The sequence below is a fragment of the Halorubrum sp. Atlit-28R genome (assembly GCF_003665955.1).
Classification (GTDB): domain Archaea; phylum Halobacteriota; class Halobacteria; order Halobacteriales; family Haloferacaceae; genus Halorubrum; species Halorubrum tropicale.
The window spans coordinates 1-1,213 of the sequence record NZ_QPLS01000033.1 but is presented as its reverse complement, the minus strand read 5'-3'; the positions used below and the strand labels follow the sequence as shown (position 1 = coordinate 1,213).

At 59.9% G+C, this 1,213-nt stretch carries 1 protein-coding gene; it reads left to right on the top strand.

All coding sequences use genetic code 11. The annotated features are described in order from the left end of the window. Positions 1 to 1,213: DrmE family protein (locus tag DVK06_RS16610; protein WP_158600106.1), on the top strand; the 1,213-nt coding region annotated here is incomplete at both ends.

The window sequence follows — 1,213 nt, the reverse complement described above, 5'->3', positions numbered from 1 at the left end:
GGAGGCCGACCGTGAGGCCGTGACCCGGGACTTACAGCAACGAGGGGGTGACCTGTACGAGGAGCTCGACGAAGCCATTCGAGTCGCCACGCCCGACATGCTCGCCGAGGCCAGAACCTGCGACCGGGTCGTGCTCGCTGGCCCGCCGGGATGGCGCGACCGATGGGTTCTCAGAACACCCCACGCTCAGTCGGTCACCATCCTTGCGTACGAACATCAGCTGTCGCTGCTCAACTACCAGTTCGACGCGTTGAATGACGCCCTCAGGGAGACGACAGATCAACCCCGATACCGCGAGGCGGTCAAAACGGCTGCCGATGAGGAGGAGAACACGGCGTCCGTGGTCGAGCAACTTGACATCAAGCGTCCGGACATCGACCTCGGCGGTGAGAGCGAGGTTGCGGAGGGATACGAGATGGTGGAAAAACACGAACCCACCTCGGTCGAGGACATCATCGACCAGATGTCGGGCGCCGATAATTTCCGCACCTGGACGGATTCCTCAACCAGTTCGCAATCATCGAGAGACAACACCCCCGTCGACTGTCTGCGGGTTTGCTTCGAGGATGGTCGGTGGATGCCAGTCCGTCCCGAACACGGCCTTCACGTCATCGACGGTGAGGTCGGCGGCGTGACCAAGCGCGATGCCCGACACGTTACTACCGGAAACACACTCGTCCGCATCCGCCAGACGGACAACCTCCGCCAGCAGCTCTACGACCTGATCAAACAGAGGGGTGACATGCGGCTCATCATGCAGGCCAACCTCTGGAAAATCAATCTCAAGCAGGCAATCGAGGAGCATGACGACACGCTTGATGACTTCATCACGCGTGTGGAGGCCGAGGGCGCTGACTGTGGACGTAGCACCTATCGAGGATGGTATAACCGTAACGTGGACTACACGCGGTCGTACGAGAACATGAAGCACATCGCCGAGGCGTACGACCTCACCGCGGTCAACGAAGAGCTCGAGGACATCTGGGGTGCCGCCCACCAAATCAAGCAGACGTACATGAAGCTACTCCGCGAGCTGCGGAAGCGAGCATACCAAGCAACCGCCGGAGAGGACACTGACGAGGTGGTGCTCTCGGAGGAACATGACATCCGACTCAGTGACATCAACACTATTGACGAGCGTGGGAACAACCTCGTGGAGCGGCTCACCGTTGTCAATATCAGCGAGAATACGGTCGCCTCGCACCTACTCTGT